The sequence below is a fragment of the Sorangium sp. So ce176 genome (genome assembly GCF_051519835.1).
GTDB lineage: Bacteria > Myxococcota_A > Polyangia > Polyangiales > Polyangiaceae > Sorangium > Sorangium cellulosum_G.
This window is the reverse complement of the sequence record NZ_CP150371.1, coordinates 10,686,102-10,711,600: the sequence shown is the minus strand read 5'-3', so window position 1 is coordinate 10,711,600 and position 25,499 is coordinate 10,686,102. Positions and strand designations below refer to the sequence as shown.

Genomic DNA, 25,499 nt, shown 5'->3' with positions numbered 1-25,499 from the left:
CCCGGGCGGCGCGCCGGCGCGAGCGAGGGCGTCCGCGACATCGCGCAGGCCGCGCGAGAGCGCGATCGCGCGACGTCATGATGCCCCGCCGCGAGGCATCATGCCCCGCCGCGCGCGCGCCGAGCGACGCACGCCAGCGCCCCGCGCGCGCCGAGCGACGTACGCCCGCGCCCGCGCGTGCGCGTGACGCGCTCGCCCCACGCGCGCCGGCGTGCGCGTGATGCGCGCGCTCCGCGCGCGCCGGGCGGCTGGCATGCTTCACGCAAACGCCGAGAGCCGCACAGGGCAAAGCGCCTCGACGGCGCTTCATCTTTCCGTGAGAGGAGTCCCCGCATGAAGGCGACCGACCTATTGAAGGAGCAGCACCAGGAAGTCGACGAGCTCTTCGAGCGCATGGCGCAGGCCAGCGGCAACGAGATCAACGCGCTCCGCGACGAGCTGGTGGCGAGCCTCGTGGGCCACTCGGCCATCGAGGAGGAGATCTTCTACCCCGAGTCCCGGGAGGCGCTCGGCGCCTCCCCCCTGATCCCGACCTCGTACGAGGAGCACTCCCTCGTTCACATCATGTTGCAGAAATTGCTCAGCACCGACCCGGGTGACGAAAGCTTTCACGCCAGGCTGGAGGTGCTCAAGGAGCTCGTGCAGCACCACGTCCAGGAGGAGGAGCAGGAGCTCTTCCCTCAGCTCGAGAGCGCCATGGGCGCCGAGCGCCTCGAGGAGCTCGGCAACCGCCTGGAGTCGCGCTTCGTCCAGGTGCGCGAGGGCAACGTCAAGGCGCTCCTGAGCCAGAGCGTCGCGAAGAGCATGCCCGCCACCACCACCAGCCGCCGCAGCCGGGCGGCGAAGCCGGCGGCCCGCAAGGCCACGGCGGCCAAGCGTCCGCCCGCGAAGCGCGCGTCGACGCAGCGCGCCGAGCCGGCGCGGGGCGCCCAGAAGGGCCGCCGCGGCGCCGCGGCCGCGCCCACGACCGGGCGGAAGAAGGCAGCCGAGACGGCGCCGGCGAAGACCGGGCGAGCCACGCCCGCGCGAAAGCCGAGCCGGCCGGCGAAGACGACCCGCACGGGCCGCAAGGGCGGTCGCTCGAGCAGCGCCTCCGCGCGTTGACGCCGGCGCCCGTCAGCGAACGTCAGCGGCGCGAGGTCCGTCCGGAGGGGACGGCGGGCCCCGCGCCACCCTCCAGATCGAACAGCGGAAGCGTGCCGCCGGTCTTCGGGGCGGCGGCCTTCGGAGCAGGAGCCCTGGGGGCGGCGGCCTCCGCCGCGACCTCCTCCAGCAGGGCAGGGTCGTCGTGGCCGACCGAGTTGACCCGCGGCGAGACCGGGCGCGCGGCGAGCGTGCCGGGACGCGCCGGCCGGAGCAGCGCCTCGGCCCGGTCCACGTCCGCGCCGTCGACGCCGAGCCAGAGGTCCACGTCCCCGGGGTCCAGGAGGACCGGCATGCGGTCGTGGACAGGCGCGACGTCGGCGCTCGCCTCGGTGGTCAGGATCGTGAAGCGGACGTCGACGTCCCCCGTGTCGGGGTCCTTCGCCGGCTGGCACAGCCCCGCCATGCGGAGCAGCCCGCCGCCCGCGGGGTGGAACCACGTCGGACGCCGCGCGCCCTTCGGCCCGGTCCACTCGTAGAAGCCGTCCGCCGGCACGACGCAGCGGCGCGCCGCGAACGCCTCCCGGAAGGTCGGCTTCGTCCGCGCGCCGTCGGCGCGCGCGTTCGCGAGGAGCGTCTGTCCCGCGCTACCCCTGGCGAAGCGCCCCACGAAGCCCCAGGTCGCGGGCACGAGCGCGCGGCGGCCGTCCTGCGCGCGCAGCACGGGGTGGACGGTCGAAGGGGCGATGTTGTAGCGGGGCCGGTAGCGGGCGGCCGCCTTCGGGTCGGCGTCGATCGCGCGGGCGGGGCCGGCGCCCGCGCCCAGCGACGCCTCGAGCATCGCCACAAGGGCAGCAAAGTCCGGGACGGCGAGGGTAAAGCGCGCACACATAACACTAGATTAGCGCCTTCGGCGCGCCTACAAGGGCGCTCCGGACGTTGGAGGAGGCCGCATGGTGGACAGCTTTGGCACGAAGAGCACGCTGACGGTTCAAGCCGATACATACACCTACTACAAGCTCACCTCGCTGGCGCAGGGCGGCGCTTCGCTCGACAAGCTCCCGTTCTCGCTCCGCATCCTGCTGGAGAACCTCCTCCGCCACGAGGACGGCCGTGTCGTGCGCAAGGACCACGTGGAGGCCGTCCTCAACTGGGACCCGAAGGCCCGCCCGTCGCAGGAGATCGCCTTCCACCCCGCGCGCGTGCTGCTCCAGGACTTCACGGGCGTCCCGGCCGTTGTCGACCTGGCGGCCATGCGCGAGGCGCTCGCGAAGCTCGGCGGCGACTCGCTCAAGATCAACCCGCTCCAGCCCGTCGACCTCGTGATCGACCACTCGGTCCAGGTCGATCGGTTCGCGTCCTCGACGGCCTTGAAGGTGAACGCGGCGCTCGAGTTCGAGCGGAACGAGGAGCGCTACGCCTTCCTCCGCTGGGGAGCGCAGGCGTTCACGAACTTCCGCGTGGTGCCGCCCGACCAGGGCATCTGCCACCAGATCAACCTGGAGTACCTCGCGGGCGCCGTCATGCGGCAGGGCACGCTGGCCTACCCGGACACGCTCGTTGGAACCGACTCGCACACAACGATGATCAACGGGCTCGGGGTGGTCGGCTGGGGCGTCGGCGGCATCGAGGCCGAGGCGGCGATGCTCGGCCAGCCGCTCTCGATGCTCATCCCCGAGGTCGTGGGCTTCAAGCTCCACGGCACCCTGCCCGAGGGCGCCACAGCGACCGACCTCGTCCTCACGGTCACCCAGATGCTGCGGCAGAAGAAGGTGGTCGGGAAGTTCGTGGAGTTCTACGGCCCCGGCCTGAGCGCGCTCTCGCTCCCGGACCGCGCCACGATCGCCAACATGGCGCCCGAGTACGGCGCCACCATCGGCTTCTTCCCTGTCGACGACGAGACGATCGCCTACCTGCGCTTCACCGGCCGGCCCGCGCCGCTCGTCGCGCTCGTCGAGGCCTACTACAAGGAGCAGGGGCTGTTCCGCACGGACAACACCCCGGACCCCGTCTTCAGCGACACGCTCTCGCTCGACCTCGGCGACGTCGAGCCGTCGATCGCCGGCCCGAAGCGGCCGCAGGACCGCGTCAGGCTGCACGACGCGAAGCGCGCCTTCCGCACCTCGCTCCAGAGCATGCTCGAGAAGGAGTTCACCGCCGCCGACCCGGCCGCGGTGAAGGCGTTCCTCGAGGAGGAGACAGGCACGAGCGCCGCGCGCGCGCCCGCGCTCGAGAAGGTCATGCGCCCGGCGGACGTCACCGAGGGCGACACGCGTTACACCCTGCGCCACGGCTCGGTCGTGATCGCCGCGATCACGTCCTGCACGAACACGTCGAACCCGGCGGTCATGCTCGGCGCCGGCCTCCTCGCGAAGAAGGCGGTCGAGCGCGGGCTGACGGTGAAGCCGTGGGTGAAGACCTCGCTCGCCCCCGGGTCCAAGGTCGTCTCCGACTACCTGCGCCAGGCCGGGCTCCTGCCGTACCTCGAGGCGCTCGGCTTCCACCTGGTCGGCTACGGCTGCACGACGTGCATCGGCAACTCCGGGCCGCTGCCGGACGTGATCGGCGACACGGTCCGCCACAACGACCTCGTCGTGGCGAGCGTCCTGTCGGGCAACCGCAACTTCGAGGGCCGCATCAACCAGCACGTGCGGATGAACTTCCTCGCCTCGCCGCCGCTCGTGGTCGCCTACGCGCTGCGCGGGGACGTCGACGCCGACCTCTTCAAGGAGCCGGTCGGCACGGACCGCAACGGGGAGCCGGTGTACCTCAAGGACATCTGGCCCAGCTCGACCGAGGTCAGCGAGGCCATCCGGACGGCGGTGCGGCCCGAGCAGTTCCAGGTGCAGTACGAGAACGTCTTCGCCGGCGACGAGGAGTGGCAGAACCTGTCGGTCCCTGGCGGCCAGACGTTCGTGTGGGACGAGGCCTCGACGTACGTGCGCAGGCCGCCGTTCTTCGACGGGCTGTCGAAGGACCCGGCGCCGCTCACCGACATCCGGGGCGCGCGCGTGCTCGCGCTGCTCGGGGACTCGGTGACGACCGACCACATCTCCCCGGCCGGCAACATCGCCAAGAACAGCCCCGCCGCGAAGTACCTGGGCGAGCACGGCGTCACGCCGGCCAACTTCAACTCGTACGGCGCCCGCCGCGGCAACCACGAGGTGATGATGCGCGGGACGTTCGCGAACATCCGCCTGAAGAACCTCCTGCGCGCGGGCGAGGAGGGCGGCATCACGGTGCACCTGCCCGACGGCGAGAAGACGACGATCTACGACGCGGCCATGCGGTACAAGTCGGAGAACGTGCCGCTGCTCGTGATCGCGGGCGCCGAGTACGGCACCGGGTCGTCGCGCGACTGGGCGGCCAAGGGGACGAAGCTGCTCGGCGTGCGCGCGGTCATCGCGAAGAGCTTCGAGCGCATCCACCGGTCGAACCTGGTCGGCATGGGCGTGCTCCCGCTCGAGTTCGCGCCGGGCGAGGACGCGTCCGCGCTCGGGCTCACCGGCCGCGAGGTGTTCGAGATCGGCGGCATCTCGGACAACCTCACGCCGGGCAAGAAGCTGAACGTTGTCGCGACCGGCGAGGGCGGGAAGACGACGACGTTCACCGTCACCGCGCGCATCGATACGCCGAACGAGGTCGACTACTACCAGCACGGCGGCATCCTCCAGTTCGTGCTGCGCAGCCTGGGCGCTTCGGCCTAGCGCCGCTCGACACGCCGCTCCCCGCGCGCGCTGGAGCTGCAGCCGGCGGGGAGCGGACCCCGCCGTAATCAGGGCGCGCCGCGTCGCGGCTGCTGACGCCCGTGCGCGCTTCGGCTAAACCCTGGCGCATGCTCGATCCCCGCCACGTCGCAGATCACCTCGATGAGGTGCGCGCGGCGCTTGCTCGTCGCTCGCCCGCCGCCGCCGCCACCCTCGGAGACGACTTCGCCTCCTCGGTCAGCGCGCGGCGCTCGCGGATCCAGGAGCTCGAGGGGTGGCAGGCGCAGCGCAACGCGGCGAACGACGCGATGGCGCGCCTCGACAAGAAATCGCCCGAGTTCGCGCAGAAGCGCGACGAGCTGAAGGCCCTGTCCGCGAGGATCAAGGAGGCCGAGCAGGTCGTCTCCGAGCTCGAGAGGCGCATGACCGAGCTGCTCTCCGGCGTCCCCAACCTGCCGGATCCGTCGGTGCCCGACGGCGCGGGCGAGCAGGACAACGTGGTCCTCAGGACGTGGGGCGAGAGGCCGAGCTTCTCGTTCACGCCGAAGAACCACTGGGACATCGGCACGGCCCTCGGCATCCTCGACTTCGAGCGCGCGGCGAAGATCTCGGGCGCGCGGTTCACGGTCCTGATGGGCGCCGCCGCCCGCCTCGAGCGGGCGCTCATCTCGTTCATGCTCGACCTGCACACGCGCGAGCAGGGCTACCTCGAGGTGCTGCCGCCGTTCCTCGTGAAGGACTCGGCGCTGTTCGGCACGGGCCAGCTCCCCAAGTTCGCCGAGGACCTGTTCAAGACGCAGAAGAGCGACCCGGACAGGGCCTACGACCTCTACCTCATCCCGACGGCGGAGGTCCCGCTGACGAACCTGCACGCCGACGAGATCCTCGACGGCGCGTCGCTGCCGATCGCCTACGCGGCGTACACGCCGTGCTTCCGCAGCGAGGCGGGCAGCCACGGGCGCGACGTGCGGGGGCTCATCCGGCAGCACCAGTTCGACAAGGTCGAGCTCGTGCGGTTCTCGGCGCCGGAGGACTCGCCGCGCCAGCACGAGCTGCTCACAGCGCACGCGGAGGAGGTCCTGAAGCGCCTCGGCCTGCACTACCGCGTCTCCGCGCTCTGCACCGGCGATCTCGGCTTCGGCTCGCAGAAGACCTACGATCTGGAGGTGTGGCTGCCGGGCCAGGGGGTCTACCGCGAGATCTCGAGCTGCTCGAACTTCGGCGACTTCCAGGCGCGCCGCGCGCAGATCCGCTACCGGCCGGAGCCGAAGGCGAAGCCGCGGCTGGTCCACACGATGAACGGGTCGGCGCTCGCGGTCGGGCGGACGGTCATCGCGATCCTGGAGCAGTACCAGCAGGCGGACGGGACGGTGGTCGTCCCCGAGCCGCTCCGGGCGTTCATGGGCTGCGAGGTCCTCCGCGGCAGGTAGCATCCATCATGGCAGCGGACGAGGAGGCCAGGCGCGAGCTTCCGGAGGCGAGGGGCGCGCGCGACGGGGGAGGAGAGGGCGAGCGCCGGTCGCAGCTGCCTGAGCCGAGGAGCTCGCGCGAGGGAGGGCACGGCGAACGCCGGTCGCAGCTCCCAGGACCGAGGAGCTCGCGCGACGGAGGGGACGGCGAACGCCGCTCGCACGCGCCGCCGGTCCACGCGCCGAGCCACGCGGAGACCTCCATGGCGCTCGCGCGCCGGCGGCTGCTCGAGCTCTGCAAGCGGCACAAGGACGAGCTGATCGACGACTGGATCGAGAACGTGCTGGCGCTGCCGCCGGAGCGCGGCCGGTACACCGACCGGCCCGTGGGCGAGGTGACGGAGAACGTCCGCTCCTGGCTCGCCGCGTTCATGAGGATCCTCGAGGACGGCAGCGCCGAGCTGCTCGACCAGTTCATCACGCACCTCGTCGAGCAGCGCTACGCGACCGGCTACTCGATCAGCGGCCCGCTGATCGCCGCCTCCGAGTTCCGCACCGCTGTCGCGGGCGTGCTCGACACGACGCACGACGAGGGCGTCACGGACGGCTCGTCGTCGATCGACGTGCTCCGCGCCGTCGACGCGCTGCTGCTCCAGTTCGAGCACCGCTTCGCCGAGGCGTACGCCCAGCGCTCGCTGTTCGCCTCCGAGGAGCGCTACCGCGAGATCGTCGAGCTCTCGTCGGACGTCCTCGCGACGATCGATCAGGAGGGGATGCTGACGCGGCTGAACGTGCGGTTCGAGGTGCTCTTCGGGCACTCGCGGCAGGCCTGGATCGGCCGGCCGATCACCGCGCTGGCCGTCGCGGCGGACGTGCCGGTCCTGCGCGCGCTCGTGATGAGCGCGTCCCGCGCCGAGGCGCCGCGGGAGGCCACCGTCCGCTGCGCGACGCGCGCCGGCCTGACCAAGGTCATGACGGTCCGGATCACGCGGCTCTACGGCGAGGACGCCTCGCTCGCGCTGATGCGCGACGTCACCGAGGAGGTCGCGCGCCGCGCGCAGATCCTCCACAGCGAGAAGCTCGCCTCGATCGGCCAGGTCGCCGCGAGCGTCGCGCACGAGCTCAACAACCCCATGGCGTGGGTGATGGCGAACCTCGAGCAGATCCGGAGCGGGGCGCACAAGCTCGTCTCCGCGGCGCGCCCCGTCGCCTCGGGCTCGTACGAGGACCTGCTCCGCGCCATCGACCTCATCGACAGGTCCTGCCACGAGGCGCTCGCGGGCGTCGAGCGGATGCGGGACATCGTGACGGACCTCAACCTCTTCTCGAGCAGCAGCGAGCGCAAGCCCGAGCGGGTCGACCTCGTCGACGTGATCGAGCTCGCGCTGCGCATGACCGGCCCGCAGCTCAGCCAGCTCTGCCGCATCGAGCGCCGGTACGGCGAGATGCCCCCGCTCGTCGGCTACCCGGGCAAGCTCTCGCAGGTGTTCGTGAACCTGTTCATCAACGCGGCGCAGGCGATGCCGAACCGCCCGCGCGACGAGAACATGGTGCGCGTGACGACGCGCTTCGACGACGGGGTGCACCACATCGAGGTGGAGGACAACGCGCGCGGCATGACCCCCGAGGTCGTCGAGCGGATCTTCGACCCGTTCTTCACGACGAAGGAAGAGAGCGCCCGCCCGGGGATCGGGCTCTGGGTGTCGCGCAACATCGTCGAGGAGCAGTACGGCACGATGACTGTGTCGAGCCAGCCCGGCATCGGCACCGTCTTCACGATCCGCCTGACCGGGCTCAACCCCGCGGATCTGCCCGCGCTGCGGCCGCCGCCCGAGCCGCCGCGCTCCTCGTCGCGCGGGACGATCCTCTTCGTCGACGACGAGCCGATGCTCCTCAACGCGTTCGCGCGCGCGTTCGAGGAGCGGCACGAGGTGCTCGTGGCGAAGAGCGGCCACGAGGCGCTCGACCTGCTGCGGGACCGCGGCGGCCAGATCGACGCGATCGTCTGCGATCTGCTGATGCCGCAGATGAGCGGGATGGCCCTGTACGACGAGATCGGCGAGCGGTTCCCGCAGCTCCAGCCGAAGATGGCCTTCATGTCCGGTGGCGCCTTCACGCCGACCGCGCGCGAGTTCGTCGAGCGGGTGGACAACGCGAAGATCGCCAAGCCGATCTCGCTCGACGACCTGGAGCGGGTCATCGCCGACCTCCTCAGCGGCGGGCAGAAGCGGGGCGCCAGGTGACGGGCGCGAGGGCGCTCCGCGAGCGGGTGAACCACGCGCGCTACCGGCCTGGGCAGCGCGGGGGCTTCTACGAGAGCTTCTTCCAGCGCGCGAACCACCCGACGCGCCCGCTCGCCTTCTGGATCCGGTACACGCTCTTCAGCCCCGATGGCCGGCCCGAGGCCGCCGAGGGCGAGCTCTGGGCCGTCTACTTCGACGGCGAGTCGGGGCGCCACGCGGTCGCCAAGCGCGAGGTCCCTTTCGCCGGGCGTTGCTCGTTCGCCGGCGACGCCTTCTCGGTCGACGTCGACGGCGCCCGCCTGCGCCCCGGCAAGCTCGCCGGCGCTGTCGGCGAGGGGGAGGACGCCATCGCCTGGGACCTCGCGTACGAGGGCGGCGGGGAGCCGCTCCTGCTGCTGCCGGGGGCGCTCTACGACGCCCCGCTGCCGAAGGCGAAGGCGCTGGTGGGCGCGCCGCTCTGCGCCTACAGCGGCGTCCTCCGCGTCTCCGGGCGCGACGTGGACGTGTCGGGCTGGGTGGGGAGCCAGAACCACAACTGGGGGACGAAGCACACGGACCTGTACGCCTGGGGGCAGGTAGCGGGCTTCGACAGCCACCCGGACAGCTTCCTGGAGGTCGCGACGGCCCGGCTGAAGGTCGGGCCGCTCTGGACGCCGAGCATGACGCCGCTGGTCCTGCGCCACCGGGGCGAGGAGATCGCGCTGAGCTCCCTGGTCCGGGCGGTCCGCGCCGAGGCCTCGTTCGATTACTTCACCTGGCGCTTCCGGACGGAGACCGCCGGGCTGAGCGTCGAAGGGCAGATCTCCGCGCAGCCGGGCGACTTCGTCGGCCTCGCCTACAGGAACCCGCCCGGCGGCGTGAAGCACTGCCTGAACACGAAGATCGCGGCCTGCACCGTCACGCTGCGGCGGAAGAGCCTCGGCCGCGAGGTCGGGGTCGAGACCCTGACGACGGCGCGGCGCGCGGCGTTCGAGATCCTCACGGACGACCGCGGCCACGGCGTGACGATCCGCGCCTGATCCGCGCCGGACGCACCTCACCGCGTGCGGTTAGCAGAGGCCGGGCTCGGTGCGCGCATGGGCGGCGTTGCCCAGCGCGACGTGCTGCGCACCCGGCGCGGAGTCGGCTAAAGAGTCCCAGGAAAGCCACCGCACGAAAGGCGGACGCCATGAGCCTCAAGCACCCCCGGACCATCCTCGTTGCCCTGGACAGCTCTCCCAGGGCGCCTCTCATCCTCGCGGAGGGCGTGGACCTCGCGCAGAAGCTCGGCGGCCGCCTCGTGCTCGTCCGCGGCATCGGCCTGCACCACAGCCTCCCGGCCGAGGCCATGAACGAGTCCCCGACCCGCGTCCCCGAGATCCTGGAGCGGGGCGACCGCGAGGAGCTGGAGCAGCTCGCGCGCGACGTGCCGCCCGAGCTCCTCGCGAAGCTCGTGGTCCACGTCGGCGTCGCCTGGGAGGTCATCTGCCGGACGGCCGATGAGGAGAACGCCGATCTCATCGTGATCGGGTCGCACGGGTACTCGGGCATCGACAAGGTGCTCGGGACGACCGCGGCGAAGGTCGTGAACCACACGAGCCGGTCGGTGCTCGTGGTGCGCGACAGGCCGTCGGACTGACGACGATCCCCGCCGTCAGCGCAGCTTGGCGATCAGCTCGTCCGCGAGCTGCGGCTGGTCGATCTTGCCGAACCAGATGCGCCAGGTGGCCTTCATGAAGTCGAGGCCGCCGACGGTGGCGGTCCCGCCGCCGGGGACGGTGACCGTGGTCGTCTTCGCGCGCGCGTCGTACTCGATGGTGACCTCCGATCCCGCCTTCAGGTCACCCGCGAACGCCGCCACGAACCTCCCGATCTTCGCCGTGTCGGTATAGTCGTTCATCGCATAGGCGTCTCTCAGCGCCTTGACGATGCTCGCGCGGTCGACGTCGCGCAGCATCGTCCAGACGAACTTCTTCCCCGTATCCATGTCGATGACAGCCTGCTTCGACCGCGTTTGCGGGAGCTCCTCCATGTAATGGCTGATCCTGTACACCTCGATGCTGGCCACACCGACCGTCCTCACGCGGACTCCGGTGCCCGTGAGCGTGTAGTCCGGTAAAGCGAAGAGGCTCGCGACAGCCAGGAAGATCGCCGCGAACGCGGCGAGAGACGCTGGAGATTTGCTTCGAGCGAGTTTCATCGGTTCGACCTCCTCCGGTATCGCCGGCTTCTGCGGCGCACCGCGCCCGGGCGCCGCGCTCCGGGGATCACCTGTCCACGGCCAGCGTTCGCAAGACCTGGACCACGGACGGGAGGGACGTGGGGAGTCGCCGTTCTTGCGAGATCGCGAGTTGCGCCCTGGAGTCAGGCAGGGACGACCCACGGACGTGTGCTCGGAGGGGGCTCTGGACGTGAGGCGGCGGCGCGCCGCCGGGCGAGGGCTGGTTCCGGTGGCGCGGGCGCTCCGCGAGATCTTTTTCCAGACCGGTCCGTAGAAGCCGCGCGCTGCGGGGGCCGAGAGAACGCGGCGGAGGACGCGAGGTCCTCCGGTGGCCGCGTCATGGCCTGCGGCGGAAGGAGCCCCTCGATGCGGACGATGCTCGCTGGATTGCTGATGGGATGGGCGGCGCTTGGCTGCGCGGCCGGCGTGGCGACGCCGCCGGGTACGGGCGCCGCGGCCGCGCCGGGCGCGCCGGCCGCCGGGGCGGCGCTGGAAGAGCGCGCGGCGGTGGCCGCGGCACCGGCGGCGGACGACGCTCCGGCGGCGGCCGCGGCACCGGCGGCGGCCGACGCCCCGGCGCCGGAGCCGGCGTCCGGCGCGACGCGGGGCGTCTGGATCGGCGCCGCGGGCGCGAGCGACTTCATGCTGCCGGGGACGCGCGAGACGCAGCTCGGCGTGTGGGTCGACGTCCCGGCGGCCCGCGCGTCGTCGAAGCGGGCGCGGGCACCGGCCGCGGTCGCGCTGCTCGTGGACGCCTCCGGCTCGATGCAGGGCGCGAAGATCGAGCACGCCCGCGCGGCGGCGCAGGCGTTCGTCGACGGGCTGCCCGACGGCGACGTTGTGTCGCTCGCGTCGTTCGCCGACGCGGCGCAGGAGCGCGTGGCGCCCACCGTGCTCGGCCCCGCCACGCGGCCGGCGGTGGCGCGCGCCATCGCCGCGATCGCCCCCGAGGGCAGCACCAACCTCTTCGACGGCCTCCGGCTCGCGGAGAAGCACGCGGTTATGGCGCCGTCCACGCACGCGGTCCGGCGCGTGGTGCTCATCTCGGACGGCCAGGCGAACGTCGGGCCCTCCTCGCCGGACGTCCTCGGCGCGCTCGCCCAGCGCGGCGCTGCCCGCGGGATGCAGATCACCTCGCTCGGGGTCGGGGCCGACTACGACGAGCGCACGCTCAACGCGCTCGCCGTCGGCTCCAGCGGCCGGCTGTACCACCTCACCGAGGCGCGCCAGATGTCCTCCGTCCTCGAGCGCGAGCTCGCCCTGCTCCAGACGACGGCGGCGACGGGGGCGTTCGTCGAGATCGTCCCGGCGCCCGGCGTGGAGCTGATCGACGTGCCCAACGAGCGCACCGACCGGTCCGGCGGCGCGATCCGGGTGCTCCTCGGCACGATGTTCGGCGGGCAGCACCGCGAGATGCTCGTGCGGGCGCGGGTCACCGCGCCGGCCGCCGGCTCGCACCCGCTCGCGAGCGTGCGGCTGCACTTCCGCGACCCCGAGAACGGCAACGTCCCCCGCGTGCAGGAGGTCGTGGCTCGCTACGACGTGACGAGCGACCCGAGCCTTGTCGCCGCGCACCCGAACGAGAAGACCCAGACCCTCGCCGCGGTGATCGAGACGGGCATGGCGCAGCTCGACGCCGCCCAGGACGTGAGCTCGGGCAACTTCGGCGCGGCCGAGGCGAAGCTCGCCGCGGCCGAGGAGCGGCTCCGGCAGCAGGCGGCGCGCGCCCGGTCGGCCCCGGAGAAGGAGCGCGCCGCCCACGCGGCCGCTGCCGTGGCGAGCGCGCGGAAGACGGCGCGCGCCGCCGCGGCGGCCCCGCCCGCGGCGCGGCGCATGGATGCGCTCCAGATGAACAGCGCTTCTCCTGTCTGGTCGGGTCGCTGAGCTGCTCCGGGAAGCGCCGACAGCGCGTCTCGAGTCCATGATGGACCAATGAGGGGTCCATGATGGACGGGTTGACGGGGTCCTCCGAACCCGGGGCACCCCGGTCATGGTTGATCAACCAATCAACATGGATTGTCCAGTCCATCATGGATCAACGTGGATACGGTTCGGGTGCCCCTCGACAGGGGAGCGGGTCCCGCGCGACATTGCTCCGGTCGCTCCGACATCTCGCCACGCCCGCCTCCCGACCCTCACCATGAGCCCGAACGTCTTCCCCGACCCGCCCGCCGGCGCCGTGCGCGCGCTCTGGCCCCTCGAACCGGGAGTCACCTTCCTGAACCACGGCTCGTTCGGCGCCTGCCCGCGGGCGGTGCTCGAGGCGCAGCAGCGCTACCGCGACCAGATGGAGCGCCAGCCGGTCCGCTTCTTCCTCCGCGAGATCGAGCCGCTGCTCGACGCGGCCCGGGGGGAGCTCGCCTCCTTCGTCGGCGCCGACCCGGAGGACCTCGTGTTCGTGCCCAACGCGACCGCCGGGGTGAACACGGTGCTGCGGTCGCTCCCGCTCGGGGCGGACGACGAGATCTGCGTCACCGATCACGGGTACAACGCCTGCCGCAACGCGGCCGAGGCCGCCGCGGCCCGCGCCGGGGCGCGCGTCGTTGTCGCGGCGGTGCCGTTCCCCATCGAGGCGCCCGAGCAGGTGGTCGAGGCGGTGCTCGCGGCCGTCGGGCCCCGGACGCGGCTCGTCCTCGTCGACCACGTGACCAGCCCGACAGGGCTCGTGTTCCCCGTCGCCGCGCTGGCCGCCGAGCTCGCGGGGCGCGGCGTCGACCTGCTCATCGACGGGGCGCACGCGCCCGGCATGGTGCCGCTCGACCTCCGCGCCCTCGGGGCCGCCTATTACACAGGCAACTGCCACAAGTGGCTGTGCGCGCCGAAGGGCGCGGGGTTCCTCCACGTGCGGCGGGACAGGCAGGGCGCGATCCGCCCGCTCGTCATCAGCCACGGCGCCAGCTCGCCGCGCGCCGACCGGTCGCGCTTCCTGCTCGAGTTCGACTGGACGGGCACGTCCGATCCCAGCGCGGCCCTCTGCGTCGCGGACGCGATCCGCTTCCTCGGCGCGCTCCTGCCCGGCGGCTGGCCCGCGCTCCGGGCCCACAACCGGGCGACGGCGCTGGCCGCGCGCGACCTCCTGTGCGAGGCGCTCGGCTGCCGGCCGCCGGGCCCCGACGCGATGATCGGCGCGCTCGCGACGCTGCCGCTCCCCGACGCGCCGTCGTCGCCGCCGCGCCTCGATCCGCTCCAGGACGCGCTCCTCGACCGCTGGGGCATCGAGGTGCCGGTGTTCGCGTGGCCCGCGTCGCCCCGGCGGTGGCTCCGGATCTCGGCCCAGATCTACAACGAGCGGTCGCACTACGAGCGGCTCGCGGCGGCGCTCGCGGCGCTGGCGTAGCGCCGTGGCGCGACGCTGCCTGCCGTGCTCACCGCCTCCGCTCGACGCGTCGCTCGCGGGAGCAGAGCGCGCCCGCGCGGCCAGCGCCGGCGGGAGCAGGCGGCGCGACGAGCGGCCAGCGCTCGCGGGAGCAGCGCGCGCGCGCCTCGCGAGCAGATAGGATGCGCGCCCCCAAGGAGACCCGATGCCACGTCGAATCCTGGTCTTGTCCTCGCTTGCCTGCCTGGCCGCATCGACCCTCGCCGCGTCGCCGTCCGTCGCGCAGCCCGTGTCGCCCGCCCCGGCGACGAGCCCTGCGCCCGCCGCGTCCTCGCCGGCAGGAACGCCGCCCGCCCCTCCTGCTCCGGCAGCGACGCCTCCGGCGCCCGGCGCGCCGCAGCCGTCGGCGACCGCGGCCCCCGTCCCGCCGGCTGCGGGCGCGCCCGCGCCAGGAGCGCCGCCCGGGCCAGGAGGACCGCCGCCGGTCGGCGCGCCGGCTGCCGGGGCCGTGTCGCCTGCCGAGGGCGCGCCGCCTGCTGACGCCGCCGCGCCAGCCGCGGAGGCCGCGCCGCCCGCCCAGGCCGCGCCCCCTGCGGCATCCCCGGGCGGGCCCGACGCCGGCCGCGGGCGCGCCGCGTTCGACCCCTGGATAGCCCTCCCGGACGACGCGTTCGGGCCCCCGCCGCCGCCGACGCCCGCGCCGGGCGAGGGGACGCTCAACCGGGCGAACATCCCGCTCGGCCGGCGCGGCGCGATCGGCGTGGAGACGTCGTCGTTCACCGGCGGCGACAGCGACGTCTCCGGGCTCGCTGTCTCGCTCTTCGCCCGCATGCCGTTCTCCGGGCACACCTTCCTCGACGTCCGCGTCCCCTTCGGGCTCGCGATCGACGAGGGCACCGACGCCGTGCTCGGCAACGTCACGTTCGGCGCTCACCACATCGTCCACGCCGGCCAGAGGCTCTGGCTCACGGTGGGCGGCGCCGTCGGGCTGGCGACGCTCTCGGGACAGACCCACGACCACAAAAGCTACGAGCCGGTCGGCGCGAGCCGGGCCTACTGGGACCTCCACGAGTACTTCCCGAGCATCCTCCCGATCCACGCGCGCCTCGGCGCCGAGGCCCATTTCGGCCCGCTGATCGCGCGCGCCCAGCTCGAGCCCGTGCTCTACATCCCGCTCGGCCGCAACGAGGAGTACGAGCTCGCGATCCAGCACGCCGCCGAGATCCAGATCGGCCACAGCATCGGCGGCGGCCTGCGCGTGCAGGGCATGGCGCTGCCCACGTTCGACAACGTGGGCGTCCGGCACGCTGTCGCGCGCAACCTCTACGTGCTCGCCCTCGAGCCGTTCCTCACGATCGAGCGCAGGCTCACGTTCATCCGAACGGGGCTGCTGCTGCCCTTCGACGAGGAGCTCGGCCCGCCGCTCGACCACACCTGGGGCTTCCGGTTCAGCGCGGGCATCCGCGTCGACTGAGGCCCTCGACGCGCGCTCCCCGGCGGCTGCGTCAGCGCTGTTGAGCCCGGCGGCGCTCGACGCCGCAGCGGTCGCGCGCGCAGCGACCGAGCCTGCCGCCGAGCCCGCGGTCGTCAGCCGCGTCAGCCGCGGCGGCTCGACCGAGCGGCGCTACGCGCCCCGGGCGCGGCTCGCCTCGCCGATCGCGTGGGTGATGTGCCCTTCGAGCTCGCCAGCAGGCAGCTGCTCGGACTCCACGACGACGAGGCGCGCGCCCGCGTCCTCCGCGAGCAGCTCGAATGTGCGCGGCGCGCGGTCGTGCAGGTGGCTCGGCAAGACGATCGCCAGCGGGCGGAGGCGAACAGCCACCGCCCACGCCGACGCCGCCTCGCAGGAGCGGACAAGGAAGCGTGCCCGCGCTGCAACCCTGCGGCAACGAGCCAGAAAACTCGGGCTGCAGTCGAGCGCCAGCACGATGGGAATCCGGATCAACTGACTGCTACTGCTACTAGGCGGCTCCGACATAGAAAGATGCTACTCCAGCGAAGCGCGATTGCGCGTCCTCTTATTCCGCATAACCGATACAGAGCTTTCCCGAAATAGAAAACAACAACCTCGCCAGCTCATGTAAGCAGTCACGCGTTAGTTTGGTGTATTGGGTAACGTTCTGTGAACACAGGATGTTCGAAATCAACGCTGCGAGAAGGGGGGAGCCAGCGCACTACAACCCACGAGGGCGGCGCGCAAATTCTCCGAGGAACAAGGCCTCCTCGGCGCACGAGGGGCGTGTAGAACCGTAACTGATCGCGCCTCGATGAAATGATTTGCCATGGACGGAGACGAGCCCGGCCCGGTGAGGTCAGCGTCTCGCGGCGATCGGGCGTCCGGCACGCGCCCACGGAGGCGCGCCGCGCGCGGGTCCGACGGTCGGGACGTAGGGTGTGAGGCCTGCGTCGACGAGAGCATCACACACGATGGCTCCATCTCACGCAGGGACCCCACGAGAACGCCGCGGCGGCGCGATGGCATCTCAAGCCCGTCGAGGCTGGCGTACCCCAGGGGAGTTGGCGCGCACACCGAAAGGAGATCGTATGTCAGCGCGACGGGCGGGGGCGCCGCGGTCACGCCGCGGCGTTCCGGAGCCGCCCTCCGGTCACAGCGGCCCTCCCTCGCCGAGCGCCCGGAGACAGCGATCGCCCGGGCCGCGCGCAGGAGATGCTGTTTCTCACCAACCACCCTGCGCACGGAGCGTTCATCGGTGGTGGTGAGCGGGTCATGTTCCTCACAGATGCTCACGCGCGCGACCACCTCGTCCCCCGCCCAATTGTTTCCGCCAGGTTGCGCGCCTCGCGGGCGGCCGCGGCGCCGGTCCCCGGCGGGCTCGCCCCCTCGTGCCGGGATCGAGGCCGTCTCCCAGACCGGCGGCTGCAGGGCAGGGGCACCGGGAGAGGCCGAGAGGGATGGCGGTGTCGAGCTGGCAGCCGCAATAAGGAGCCAACTATATCATGTGTTCGCCCGGTGAGAACAGGGCGAGCCAGGGGAACACGAAGGCGCCGGCCGCCAATGGGATGACGATCTCGCCGGCAAGGGCGCCGTCCATCCTGTAGTGATGCTGGAATTTTACAGTGCTGCACGGACGAAGGAAGGTATTCCCCCTCGGGCGCGGCATAGACGACCTCTTCCTGCGATAGCGTGGTTCAAGTCCAGCAAGGCGGCGCGCGGCCGGCTGGTGCGCTGACCCCGAAGATCCTGACCCTCCAGATTCAAGAGCTTTCATGTGACGTGTTGGTTAGGAAGGACACTAAACTTTCTCTTCAACTCACCGTCATCTCTCCAGGGACGGTGAGGGTGCCCGCCGCCAGCCGCCGCAGCGGCGGCGGCGCCGCGACGCGGCGTGGCCCGCGCGACCGCCGGGAGCGTCCCGGGGGAGGTCGTCACCGGGAGCCGAGCGCGCCGGAGGTGTGAGGCGGCTTGCTTCCGCCCGGGCGCGGCGGCGCGCGGACGGGCCGCTCGCCGGGAGGACGCTGGGGTGGTCGTGGTATATGCCGGCCCCATGGCGCAGGTGCACGGCGGCAGGCTCGTCTCGAAGGCCCTCGCGAGGCACGGGGTGACGCACCTCTTCACCCTCTGCGGCGGGCACATCCAGGCGATCTACGACGGGTGCCTGGATGACGGCATCCGCGTCGTCGACGTGCGACACGAGCAGACAGCCGGCCACGCCGCCGACGGGTACGCGCGGGTGACCGGAAGGCCGGGGGTGTGCGCGGTCACCGCGGGGCCGGGTGTCACCGACGTGGTGACCGCTGTCGCCAACGCGCAGCGCGCCGGGATCCCGATGGTGGTGATCGGCGGCGCCGGGCCGCGGGCCCTCGCCGACATGGGCTCGCTCCAGGACATGAACCACGTCGAGCTGATGCGCCCCATCTCGAAGTGGAGCGCCGCCGTCCCGTCGACCGACCGCATCCAGGAGTACGTGGACTCGGCCTTCCGCGTCGCCCAGGCGAACGTGCCGGGCCCTGTGTTCCTCGAGATGCCGCTCGACCTGCTGATGGGCTACGCGGGCGACGACGCGCCGACCACCGCGCCCATGGCCCCGCCCCGGCCCGGGGGAGACCCGGCCGAGATCGCGCGCGCGGCGGCGATGCTGCGGGAAGCGGAGCGGCCGATGTTCATCGTCGGCAGCCAGCTCCGCTGGTCGCCGCGGCGGGACGCGCTGCGCCGCTTCGCCGACGCGGTGAGGGCGCCCTTCTACCTGAACGGCATGGCCCGCGGCGCGCTGCCCCACGCGCACCCGGGGCTGATGAGCCGCTCGCGCCGCTTCGCGCTGTCGCAGACCGACCTCTGCGTGGTGCTCGGGACGCCGTTCGACTTCCGCCTCGAGTACGGCCGCGCGATCGGCCCGGCCGCGAAGGTCGTCCAGATCGATCTCGACGGCGGCGAGCTCGGCAAGAACCGCCGCGTCGACCTCGGGATCCACGCGGACAGCGGCGTGGCGCTGGAGCAGCTGCTCGCGGAGGTGCCCGGCAAGGCGGCCGACGCGTGGCTCGCGGCCGTGCGCGAGGCCGAGGAGCGGTCGCGCGCGAAGATGCTGGCCGAGATCCAGAGCGACAGCGATCCGCCGAACCCGCTGCGCGTCTGCGCGGAGATCGGCAAGCGGCTCGGCAAGGACGACATCGTGATCGGCGACGGCGGGGACTTCGTGGCCACGGCCGCCAACGTGCTGAAGCTCGAGTGGCCGCAGCTCTGGATGGACCCGGGCCCGCTCGGGACGCTCGGGGTCGGGCCGGGCTACGCGATGGCGGCCAAGCTCGCGCGGCCCGAGGCCAACGTGGTCCTCGTGTACGGCGACGGCTCGTTCGGGTTCCACGCGCTCGAGTTCGAGGCGATGGCGCGCCAGGGCATCCCCGTCGTGAGCGTGATCGGGAACGACGCGGCGTGGACGCAGATCCGGCGGGGGCAGGTGGAGCTCTACGGCGAGGGCCGCGCGCCCGCGACGTCGCTGGACTTCACCCGGTACGACCGCGTTGTCGAGGCGCTCGGCGGCTTCGGGGCCTTCGTGGAGCGGCTGGAGGAGCTCGGGCCCGCGCTGGACGAGGCGTTCCGGTGCGGCAGGCCCGCGTGCGTCAACGTGAAGATCGCGAAGAGCGACTTCCGCAAGGGCGCGATCAGCGTCTGATCCCGTGGAGCTCCGGTTCATCTCCCCCGACCTGCAGAGCCTCGACGAGCTCGACTCCGAGGTGCTCGCGTGCGCCCCCTTCAGCGACGCGCTGCCCGCCCACGGCGTGGCCGGCCTCTGCGACTGGCGCCTCGGCGGCCGGATCTCGGACCTCCGGCGGCAGGGGCTGATCACCTGCGAGCTCGGCGAGGTCGTCATGATCCCGTGCAAGCCGAGCATGGCGTTCGACAAGCTCGTCCTGTTCGGCGCCGGCCGGCGCGACGCGTTCGACGAGGCGGTCTTCCGCGAGGTCGTGCGCCGGATGCTGGCGACCATGGGCGGGCTCTGCACGCGCGTCGCCGTGGTGGAGCTCCCGGGCCGGCACGACGGGCTCATCCCCGCCGAGCAGGCGGCCGACGCGCTCCTCGACTGCGCGGGCCGGGAGCGCGGCGACAACGTGTGGACCCTGGTGGAGCGCGCCGAGGGCAGGCAGCAGATCACGCAGCACATGATCGAGCAGCGCCGCAGGGTGCGGCGGGCGCTGTAGCCTCCCCCCGCCGTCAGGCAGGCTGCTTCGGCAGGTCGACGGTGAAGGTCGCGCCCTCGCCCGGGCGGCTCTCGACCTGGATCGTCGCCCCGAGCGCGTCCGCGATCTGCCGCACGATCCACAGGCCCATGCCGAAGCCGCTGTAGTTCTCGCTGGAGACGGCGCGCTCGAAGCGCTCGAAGATGCGGGCCTGCTGGTCCGGGGCGATGCCGATGCCGCGATCGCGCACGGTCAGGCGGGCGCGGTCCGCGATCTCGACGAGCTCGACGTCGATCGGCTTGCCGGCGCCGTACTTGATCGCGTTCGAGATGAGGTTCGTGACGATCTGGTCGAGCCGGAGGCGATCCCACCGGCCGTGGAGCGACGCGGGGATCGACAGGTTGACCGGGCAGCCCGCGGCCGAGAGCTCCTCGCGGAAGCGCTCCAGCACCTCGCTCAGCGTGGCCGCGAGGTCGACGTCCTCGAGCTCGAGCTGCAGGCGTCCCGCGGAGATGCGCGAGATGTCGAGCAGGTTCGTGATGAGCCGGGCGAGCCGCTCGACCTGGCGCTTGATCATCTCCAGCCGCGGCGTCGCGCGCTCGGGCGTGAGGCCGCCGCGCTTTCCGGCGCGCAGGAGGCCGTCGACCTGGAGCTGCATGGGCGTGAGCGGCGTGCGGAGCTCGTGCGAGGCGATCGTGAGAAAGTCGTCGCGCGCGCGCACCGCGAGCTGCGCCTCCCGGTAGAGACGGGCGTTGTCGACGGCCAGCGCCGCGCGCCGCGCGAGATCCTGCGCGAGATCGAGATCGACGGCGTCGTAGCGCCGGTGCGTGGAGGCGAACGAGAGCGTGCCCAGCGTCCGGCCGCGCGCGGTCAGCGGGACCGTGAGGTGCGAGGCCAGGGAGAGCGAGCGCAGCGCCTCGTAGTGCGCCTGGTCGAAGGAGATCGCGCGGACGAACGAGTCGGTCACCCTCGGGATGAGCTCCGGCTGCGCCGTGCGGAGGACCTTGCCGATGCCGCGCGCGGCCGAGTCGGCCGTGATCTTGCCGAGGAGCTCGGTCGCCGCCGCCATGGAGGGATCCGCGTGGGCGGTCACCTGCCGCTCGATCGCGCCGGACTCGTCCTGGAGGAGCAGCACGCAGATCGACGCGAAATCGGGGAGCGCGACGCGGACCACGCGGCGCAGCGTCTCCTCGAAGTCGAGCGACTCGGCGAGGATCTGCCCGGCCGAGACGAGGATGCGCTGCGCCTCGTGGACCCGGCGGCGCTCGGTGGCGTCCCGGGTGACCTTCGCGAAGCCGCGCAGGCGCCCGGCCTCGTCGAAGAGGACGCTGATGACCTCGTTGGCCCAGTAGCGCATGCCGTCCTTGCGGACGCGGTAGCCCTCCTGGACGGAGCGGCCGATCTCCACCGTGGCGTCGAGCTCCGCGCCGGGCCTGCCGAGCTCGATGTCCTCCGACGGGTAGAGGACCGAGCAATGGCGGCCGATGATCTCGTCGGCGCGGTACCCGTTGATGCGCTCGGCGCCCGGGTTCCAGCTCGCGATGCGGCCCGCGGGATCGAGCATGAAGATGGCGTAGTCCTGGACGCCCTCCACGAGCAGGCGGAACCGCTCCTCGCTCTGCTTGAGGCGCCGATCGGCGCGCGCCTCGGCCGCCTCCATCTCCCGGCGCAGGAGCAGCTCGCGCATCCTGCGGTTCTCGTCCTCGTAGTGCTTGCGGCGGAGCTGGGCGCGCACGCGGGCCTTGAGCACGGTGAGCTCGCCCGACTTCATGACGAAGTCGTCGGCGCCGGCCGAGAGGGCGTCGAGGATCGCCTTGTGGTCGTCGCGGCCGGTGAGCATCAGGAGCGGGATCGGACGCCAGGCGGCGTTGGCCTTGATGCGGAGGCACGTGGCAGGACCCGAGAGACCCGGCATCACCATGTCGAGCACGATGCCGTCGACGCGCGCCGACGTGAGCCGCGCGAGCGCCTCCTCCCCGGAGTGGGCGAGCACCGGGACGTAGCCCTCCTCGCGCATCGCCGCCGCGACCTGGTGCAGGTACGTGGGGCTGTCGTCCACGACCAGGATGCGTGGAGGCGCGGTGTCGGATGGACGGTTCACGGGAGCCCCCCGCGCGGGCTCCGGCGAGCGGGGATTGCCGCCCTGAGGGGGCGCATGCGCCTGGCCAGATCGGTGCAGCACTCGCCGATACCCCTCCGTGGCGCCCCCGCGCTCATTGGCCACCCGTGCAGGTTGGCATGCGTTCTCCCCCGGCCGACGCGAAAAGCCTACCTGGCCCGTTGCACTTTGCGTACAGCATCCTTTGTTTAACAGACGCCACCCGCCCGCGACGTTGCGCTCCGCACCGTCCACCGGAATCCCAGCAGGTACGCGCCGGGTGCGCTCCGTTGGCCCGAACCGCCCCGAACGGGAGTCGGGAGGATCCCAGATGACGAATCAGGGAAATGATGATTGACAGCGCGCATGTGGGCACCATCCACGCTCGACTCGAGCGCTGGGCTGGAGCGCTGTCGCGCACGGGCGGTGCGCCTGCCCCCGCAACGAGGACGTGAGTGCGCGCAGCGCGGAGCTCACGGCCTGTCTGGAGAGCTGCTGAGCGTCAATCCAGCGGCGAACCGGGAGAGCGGCGGCAGCCGGGAGAGAGCGGATGGCGCGAGTCGATCACCCCTCGTCGATGAGCTCGATCATGGTGGCCCGCGCCGGCCCGCCCGCGGGGATCCAGCGGCAGAGCTCGTCGACGCCGACGTCGTCGACCACCCGGCGGAGCTCCGCGCGCGCGGCGGCGAGGTCGCCCCGCGCGGCGAGCGCGTGCGCCCGGGTGATGCGGTAGCGCTGGCGCACCTCGGGCGGCTCGTCGCGCTCGCCGTCGCGGCGGCCGACAAGGGAGAGCGCTCCCTCGGGGTCCCCCGCGCGCACGAGCACCGCGGCGCGCGCCCCCCGCACGAGCGGCCGCACCGACGGCGGCGCGCGATCCTCGTCGAGGTCGTCGAGGAGCCGCCGGGCCGCGTCGATGTCGCCGGCGCAGAGCTGCCACTGGGCGAGGTTGCTCAGGAGGAGCAGCCGTACCTGCGGAGGTATCCAGTCCCGCGGGACGTCGCGCAGCGAGGCGGCCGCCGCCTTGTAGTTCCCCTCCCACGCGAGCGACTGGCCGACGACGTGCGCGGCGTAGGCGTAGATGGCGCGGGGATCGCCGGGGTGGGTCGGCGGCGCAGCGGCGGGATCCACGGCGGGGTGCGCGGGCGGCTGTCCGGCTCGCGGGGCCTGGGCCGGCTGCGGGGGCGCGGGGAGGCGGGGCGCGCGCGGGATCACCCGGCGGGCTCCCCGGGCAGCCCGGCGGCGCGCGCGACCTTGTCGGGGCGGGCCGCGGCCGGATCGAAGCGCTGCGCGGCGGGCGCCCGTGGCTTGGCTGTGCGCTTCGCGGCCATCGGTCCTCCCTGGCGACCCCGGACGATGCTCCGGGGCTCGGCCCTCCTCAGCGACCCCTGAGCATGCTCCGAGGATCCACGCCCGGCCCCCCTCTCATCGTGTCGGCGATCGCCTGGTAGAAGCGCTCGAGCCGCTGGTCCGCCGCGTGGAATACGGTCCCTTCCGGATACCTGCCGTCCGCGCCCGCGACGCCGGCCGGGACGCCGGTGATGATCTCGATGCCCTCTTCCACCGAGCTCACCTCGAAGACGTGGAAGCGGCCGGCCTCGATCGAGGTGACCACGTCGCCCCGCAGCATGAGCGCGTCGCGGTTGGCGCTCGGGATCAGCACCCCCTGCTCGCCCGTCAGGCCCTTGGCGGCGCACAGGTCGAAGAAGGCCTCGATCTTCTCGTTGATGCCGCCCACGGGCTGGATGCTCCCCTGCTGATCGATGCTGCCGGTCGCGGCGAGCTCCTGCCGGATCGGGACGCCGGAGAGCGCCGACAGGAGCGCGTAGAGCTCGCTGGAGGAGGCGCTGTCGCCCTCGATGGGCTCGTAGGTCTGCTCGAAGACGAGCGAGGCGCCGAACGAGAGCGGGCGGCGCTGGGCGAACCGGGCGGCGAGGAAGCCCGTGAGGACGAGCACGCCCTTGCTGTGGAGCGGGCCGGACATCTCGACCTCGCGCGCGATGTTCACCGGGCCCTCGAGGCCCGGGTAGACGACCGCCGTCACCCGGCACGGGCGGCCGAACGTCTGGGGGCCGTCGGAGAGGACCGAGATCGCGTTGACCTGCCCGACGTGGCGGCCGGTCACGTCGATGCGGATCGTCCCGTCGGAGAGCATCTCGTGGACGTGGTCGCGGAAATGGCTGCCGCGGCGGCGCGCCGACTCGAGCGCCTCGTTGACCTCGGGGCCGTCGACGACCTTGCGGCCGCGGCGCTGGGCGCGGTAGCCGGCCTCAGTCGCGACCTCGGCGATGAGCCCGATCTGGGCGCTCACCTTGGTCTGGCTCTCGGCGAGGCGCCCGCCGTGGAAGAGGAGCGCGGTCACGCCGTCGGCCGTGATCGGCGGCAGGCCCCGATCGTGCGCGAAGCCGGCGAGGAACGTGGGGTACGTGACGAACGCCTGCTCGAGCGAGATCGTCGTCTCGAAGCGCGCCTGCACCTTGAAGAGCTGCGAGAACTCCGGATCGGCGTCGTGAAGGTCCTGGTAGAGCTGCGGGTTCGTGACGAGGACGACCTTCACGTCGATCGGGATCGGCGGGAAGAGCAGCTCCTCGGCGGTGCCGCGGAAGTACGACGGGTTGTGCTCGGGCACGATGAACTTGCCCGCGAGCAGGCAGGCCTTGAGCTGCTCGTAGAGCGCCTCGTTCTTGAGGAGCGCGCCCGCGGGCAGGATGAGGAAGCCGCCGGCCGCCTCGTGGAGCGCGCCCGCGACGGCGAAGCCGGGCTCCGGCGGGAAGCCGGAGTCGGGCGGCGCGTGCGTGCGGCCGAACAGGGCGCTCAGCGTGGGGTAGGGGACCTCGACGACGGGGGCGCCGGAGTCGGGCGTGTGCTCGGTGAGCAGCGTCGGGACGACGACGCCGCGCGGGAGCGTGGCGCCGCCCTCCTCGCCGCGCGCCTCGTCGACGAGCAGGCGGAACTCCTTCGAGACGACCGTCTCGACGTCCGCGAGGAAGGCGCTGATGTCGTCGCGCCCCTCGAAGCGCGCGAGGACGGGCTGGAAGCAGCCCTTCACGCCGTCGCTGAGGAGCTGCTTCACGACGCTGCGCAGCTCGACGTCGGCCTCGTCCTGCACCGTGGCGAGCCGCATCTCGAACTCCTCGATGAATCCGGCGACGGCGAGCAGGGCCTCGCCGGCCGGCGCGCTCGAGGAGTCCTCGAGCGAGGTGATCTGCACCTCGTCCTCGCCGCGGACGAGGTCGAGGCCGAGCTCGCGCGCGGCGGCCTTGAGCTGCTCCTCGAGCCGGCGCTCCTCGGCGTTGACGCGGCGCTGGATCTTGCCGCGCGCCTGCTTGAAGCGCTCGCCCTCGGTGGCGCCCCGGAGCGCGTCGACGAGCTTCTCGTGGAGCTCCTCCATCGCCTCGACGAAGGGGCGGCCCTCGCCGGGGGGGAGCGACAGGACCGTGGGCTCGCTCGGGCGGTGGGGGTTCGGCAGGAGGAGGATGTCGTCGGGCGTGGGGCGGCTCGCGGCGATGCGCTTCGCGACGGCGCGCGCGCAGAACGTGCGGCCCGTGCCCGGCGCGCCGACGACGACGACGTGAAAGCGGGGCTGGCGGATGTCGAGGCCGAAGGCGAGCGCGGCGAGGGCGCGCTCCTGCGAGCCGATGCCCGCGGACAGCGGCGCGACCTCCTCCGTCGTGGAGAAGCGGAAGCTCTCGGGCTCGACGATCTTGCGGCACTCGCTGGCGGGCAGCTTCCGGGCGACCATGGCGGCGCAACATAGCGCCTTTCGCCGCCCGTTGGCGTGGAGCCCGCCGGGCGCCCTGCGCCGCGGCGCC

Annotated in this window: 17 protein-coding genes; 11 read left to right on the top strand and 6 right to left on the bottom strand. The window is 72.7% G+C overall.

What is annotated here, in order from left to right; all coding sequences use genetic code 11:
* Window positions 1-333: 333 nt before the first annotated feature.
* The gene (locus tag WMF42_RS40495) at window positions 334-1,104 is read left to right on the top strand and encodes a hemerythrin domain-containing protein (RefSeq protein WP_061611846.1); all 771 of its coding nucleotides are present in this window, start codon (window positions 334-336) and stop codon (window positions 1,102-1,104) included.
* 22 nt (window positions 1,105-1,126) lie between these two features.
* On the opposite strand, the gene WMF42_RS40490 is transcribed toward WMF42_RS40495, so the two are convergent.
* Complete coding sequence (locus WMF42_RS40490; RefSeq protein ID WP_081426931.1) at window positions 1,127-1,975, bottom strand: SOS response-associated peptidase; 849 nt, start codon at window positions 1,973-1,975, stop codon at window positions 1,127-1,129.
* A 61-nt stretch (window positions 1,976-2,036) separates the two neighbouring features.
* On the opposite strand from WMF42_RS40490, the gene acnA reads away from it, so the two are divergent.
* From acnA to WMF42_RS40465, 5 genes are all read left to right on the top strand, one after another.
* Window positions 2,037-4,790, top strand: coding sequence for an aconitate hydratase AcnA (gene acnA / locus WMF42_RS40485; RefSeq protein ID WP_437688377.1), 2,754 nt, complete (start codon window positions 2,037-2,039; stop codon window positions 4,788-4,790).
* Window positions 4,791-4,918: 128 nt separating this feature from the next.
* Window positions 4,919-6,220 (top strand): serine--tRNA ligase, encoded by a 1,302-nt coding sequence (serS, locus tag WMF42_RS40480; protein ID WP_437688376.1) that lies wholly within the window; start codon window positions 4,919-4,921, stop codon window positions 6,218-6,220.
* 242 nt (window positions 6,221-6,462) lie between these two features.
* Window positions 6,463-8,442, top strand: coding sequence for an ATP-binding protein (locus tag WMF42_RS40475; RefSeq protein ID WP_199694113.1), 1,980 nt, complete (start codon window positions 6,463-6,465; stop codon window positions 8,440-8,442).
* A complete protein-coding gene (locus tag WMF42_RS40470; RefSeq protein WP_199694112.1) occupies window positions 8,439-9,461 on the top strand; it encodes a hypothetical protein in 1,023 nt (340 codons plus the stop codon). The genes WMF42_RS40475 and WMF42_RS40470 overlap by 4 nt, the downstream gene beginning before the upstream one ends.
* A gap of 149 nt (window positions 9,462-9,610) precedes the next feature.
* A complete protein-coding gene (locus tag WMF42_RS40465) occupies window positions 9,611-10,060 on the top strand; it encodes a universal stress protein (RefSeq protein WP_061611842.1) in 450 nt (149 codons plus the stop codon).
* Between the two features lie 15 nt (window positions 10,061-10,075).
* Here the strand turns inward: WMF42_RS40465 and WMF42_RS40460 are convergent, their stop codons facing one another.
* Window positions 10,076-10,621 carry a chalcone isomerase family protein gene (locus WMF42_RS40460; protein WP_061611841.1) on the bottom strand — a complete coding sequence of 182 codons (546 nt, stop codon included), beginning with the start codon at window positions 10,619-10,621 and terminating at the stop codon, window positions 10,076-10,078.
* A gap of 387 nt (window positions 10,622-11,008) precedes the next feature.
* Here WMF42_RS40460 and WMF42_RS40455 point away from each other — a divergent pair, with 387 nt between their 5' ends.
* From WMF42_RS40455 to WMF42_RS40445, 3 genes are all read left to right on the top strand, one after another.
* A complete protein-coding gene (locus WMF42_RS40455; protein ID WP_437688375.1) occupies window positions 11,009-12,526 on the top strand; it encodes a vWA domain-containing protein in 1,518 nt (505 codons plus the stop codon).
* 256 nt (window positions 12,527-12,782) lie between these two features.
* On the top strand, window positions 12,783-13,979 hold the full coding sequence (locus tag WMF42_RS40450) for an aminotransferase class V-fold PLP-dependent enzyme (RefSeq protein ID WP_061611393.1): 1,197 nt from the start codon (window positions 12,783-12,785) through the stop codon (window positions 13,977-13,979).
* 184 nt (window positions 13,980-14,163) lie between these two features.
* The gene (locus WMF42_RS40445) at window positions 14,164-15,432 is read left to right on the top strand and encodes a hypothetical protein (RefSeq protein ID WP_437688374.1); all 1,269 of its coding nucleotides are present in this window, start codon (window positions 14,164-14,166) and stop codon (window positions 15,430-15,432) included.
* 150 nt (window positions 15,433-15,582) lie between these two features.
* Here the strand turns inward: WMF42_RS40445 and WMF42_RS40440 are convergent, their stop codons facing one another.
* Window positions 15,583-15,780, bottom strand: coding sequence for a hypothetical protein (locus WMF42_RS40440; protein WP_233562150.1), 198 nt, complete (start codon window positions 15,778-15,780; stop codon window positions 15,583-15,585).
* 1,684 nt (window positions 15,781-17,464) lie between these two features.
* On the opposite strand from WMF42_RS40440, the gene WMF42_RS40435 reads away from it, so the two are divergent.
* Together WMF42_RS40435 and WMF42_RS40430 are read left to right on the top strand one after the other, a co-directional pair.
* Complete coding sequence (locus WMF42_RS40435) at window positions 17,465-19,087, top strand: thiamine pyrophosphate-binding protein (protein ID WP_437688373.1); 1,623 nt, start codon at window positions 17,465-17,467, stop codon at window positions 19,085-19,087.
* Window positions 19,088-19,091: 4 nt separating this feature from the next.
* On the top strand, window positions 19,092-19,613 hold the full coding sequence (locus WMF42_RS40430) for a M17 family peptidase N-terminal domain-containing protein (protein WP_061610967.1): 522 nt from the start codon (window positions 19,092-19,094) through the stop codon (window positions 19,611-19,613).
* A 13-nt stretch (window positions 19,614-19,626) separates the two neighbouring features.
* Here the strand turns inward: WMF42_RS40430 and WMF42_RS40425 are convergent, their stop codons facing one another.
* The 3 genes from WMF42_RS40425 to WMF42_RS40415 form a co-directional block, all read right to left on the bottom strand.
* A complete protein-coding gene (locus WMF42_RS40425) occupies window positions 19,627-21,693 on the bottom strand; it encodes a hybrid sensor histidine kinase/response regulator (protein ID WP_061610968.1) in 2,067 nt (688 codons plus the stop codon).
* 561 nt (window positions 21,694-22,254) lie between these two features.
* A complete protein-coding gene (locus WMF42_RS40420) occupies window positions 22,255-22,818 on the bottom strand; it encodes a hypothetical protein (protein WP_434043872.1) in 564 nt (187 codons plus the stop codon).
* Window positions 22,819-23,065: 247 nt separating this feature from the next.
* A complete protein-coding gene (locus WMF42_RS40415) occupies window positions 23,066-25,429 on the bottom strand; it encodes an AAA family ATPase (protein WP_061610969.1) in 2,364 nt (787 codons plus the stop codon).
* Window positions 25,430-25,499: the final 70 nt, after the last annotated feature.

Coding starts and splice junctions, on each gene's coding strand:
- acnA (WP_437688377.1), top strand. CDS start 2,037: ATGGTGGACAGCTTTGGCACGAAGAGCACGCTGACGGTTCAAGCCGAT.
- WMF42_RS40465 (WP_061611842.1), top strand. CDS start 9,611: ATGAGCCTCAAGCACCCCCGGACCATCCTCGTTGCCCTGGACAGCTCT.
- WMF42_RS40490 (WP_081426931.1), bottom strand. CDS start 1,975: ATGTGTGCGCGCTTTACCCTCGCCGTCCCGGACTTTGCTGCCCTTGTG.
- WMF42_RS40460 (WP_061611841.1), bottom strand. CDS start 10,621: ATGAAACTCGCTCGAAGCAAATCTCCAGCGTCTCTCGCCGCGTTCGCG.
- WMF42_RS40445 (WP_437688374.1), top strand. CDS start 14,164: ATGCCACGTCGAATCCTGGTCTTGTCCTCGCTTGCCTGCCTGGCCGCA.
- WMF42_RS40450 (WP_061611393.1), top strand. CDS start 12,783: ATGAGCCCGAACGTCTTCCCCGACCCGCCCGCCGGCGCCGTGCGCGCG.
- WMF42_RS40455 (WP_437688375.1), top strand. CDS start 11,009: ATGCGGACGATGCTCGCTGGATTGCTGATGGGATGGGCGGCGCTTGGC.
- WMF42_RS40475 (WP_199694113.1), top strand. CDS start 6,463: ATGGCGCTCGCGCGCCGGCGGCTGCTCGAGCTCTGCAAGCGGCACAAG.
- WMF42_RS40415 (WP_061610969.1), bottom strand. CDS start 25,429: ATGGTCGCCCGGAAGCTGCCCGCCAGCGAGTGCCGCAAGATCGTCGAG.
- serS (WP_437688376.1), top strand. CDS start 4,919: ATGCTCGATCCCCGCCACGTCGCAGATCACCTCGATGAGGTGCGCGCG.
- WMF42_RS40435 (WP_437688373.1), top strand. CDS start 17,465: ATGGCGCAGGTGCACGGCGGCAGGCTCGTCTCGAAGGCCCTCGCGAGG.
- WMF42_RS40495 (WP_061611846.1), top strand. CDS start 334: ATGAAGGCGACCGACCTATTGAAGGAGCAGCACCAGGAAGTCGACGAG.